This window comes from Brevibacterium sp. AGC70, assembly GCF_057334195.1.
The window spans coordinates 1-1,704 of the sequence record NZ_JBHFIH010000015.1 but is presented as its reverse complement, the minus strand read 5'-3'; the positions used below and the strand labels follow the sequence as shown (position 1 = coordinate 1,704).

2 protein-coding genes are annotated in these 1,704 nt (G+C 62.9%); one reads left to right on the top strand and one right to left on the bottom strand.

Annotated elements, in window-relative coordinates; translation table 11 throughout:
- On the top strand, window positions 1-934 hold a 934-nt coding region (locus ACE03M_RS12970), incomplete at its 5' end, for an IS110 family RNA-guided transposase (protein ID WP_485934317.1).
- A 145-nt stretch (window positions 935-1,079) separates the two neighbouring features.
- Here ACE03M_RS12970 and ACE03M_RS12965 read toward each other — a convergent pair.
- The coding region (locus ACE03M_RS12965; protein WP_485933364.1) for a transposase at window positions 1,080-1,704 on the bottom strand (625 nt) is incomplete at its 5' end.

Genomic DNA, 1,704 nt, shown 5'->3' with positions numbered 1-1,704 from the left:
GATGCGCCGCATCGCCGACCTTCACCCCGGTGAGGCGAAGACCGACGCCCGCGATGCCGGCATCATCGCTGAAGCCGCTCGCACCATGCCCCACACGCTGCGGGGCATCCGGGTTGCTGATGAGAACGTCGCCGAGCTGTCGATGCTATGCGGGTATGACGATGACTTGGCCAAACAGGCCACGGCGACATCGAACCGGATCCGCGGGCTGCTCACTCAGATCCACCCTGGACTGGAAACTGCGATCGGTCCCCACCTGGACCACCCAGCCATGCTGGCGCTGGTGGCGAAGTACCCGACGCCGAAAGCTTTGCGGCATGCTGGGAAACATCGGGTCGAGACGCTGTTGCGTAAGCAGGCGCCCCGGGCGTGGAAGCGGTGGGCGGCCGCGATCTTCGCCGCTTTGGACGGGCAGACGGTGGTGGTGTCGGGCACCGACGCGGCCGGACTCGTCCTGCCCCAGTTGGCAACGTCGTTGGCGCAGACTCGTGCGTCGAGGGATGAGGTGCTGGTGCGCATCGAGGAGCTGGTTGAGGCGCATCCGCTTTTCGGGCTCCTGACGTCGATGCCGGCAGTCGGCGTCAGGACCACCGCGAGGATCCTCACCGAAGTGGTGGGTAAGGACTTCGAGTCTGCCGGACACCTCGCATCCTATGCCGGCCTGGCACCGGTGACGTGGCGGTCGGGGACCTCGATACGCGGGGATCATTCATCGCGTCGGGGTAACAAGATCCTCAAACGGGCACTGTTCTTGTCCGCGTTCGCGGCGTTGAAGGACCCGTTGTCGAGGGCGTATTACGACAAGAAACGGGCCGAGCATAAGAAGCACAACCAAGCCCTGATCGCATTAGCGCGCAGGCGCTGCAACGTCCTGTTCGCGATGCTGCGCGACGGTGCCTACTTCCACTCACCCGAGGTGGCGACCGCTGCCTGAACCTTCCCATGGAGAGGTTCCTGATCAGTCCGGGAGACAGTTCCCGGACAGATCATCCCTGTCCTTCGAGTCCCGCCGAATAATTTTGAGGAATCTGGTTGCTACCCCTTGACGTAAAACATAGGGGCACCCGTTACATTCATTGTCAAGCAGCAACCGGGGTCCTCGTCTCGTAGAAGGCCCCGGCCTTGACCATCGCGAACAGAACGTTGAGCCGGCGACGAGCCAGACACATCACCGCAGCATTATGGCGTTTCCCCTCAGCACGCTTCCGGTCGTAATACGCCTTCGACAAGGAATCATGACATGACGCAACCCAGGCAGAGTGGAACAGTGCGTTCTTCAACCGTTTGTTACCCGCCCGCGACGGGAACTCACCCCTGATTGATGTCCCCGACCGCCGCGTCACCGGAGCGATCCCGGCATACGCAGCCAAATGGCCAGCAGATTTGAACGCAGAGAAGTCGCCGGCCGCCAGGAGGATCTGGGACGCGGTCTTAACGCCGACTCCCGGCATGGACGTTAAGACCTGCAGAAGAGGGAGCGAATCAGCCAACTCCTCAGCCTCGGCCTCGATCTCTTTACGCTCAGCCTTCAGTGCCTTGATCCTGGCAGCATGACGCGGCACCACCGACTCCGACGCCTCACTCCCGGGCACGGTCACTGTCTGCTCGGCCAACGCGTCGAAGATCGCGTCGATCAAGGCCGAGGGGTCCTTGCGGGTATGGTTCTTCGCCCACCGCTTCACCCCCGACTTCCCCGCCGCACGC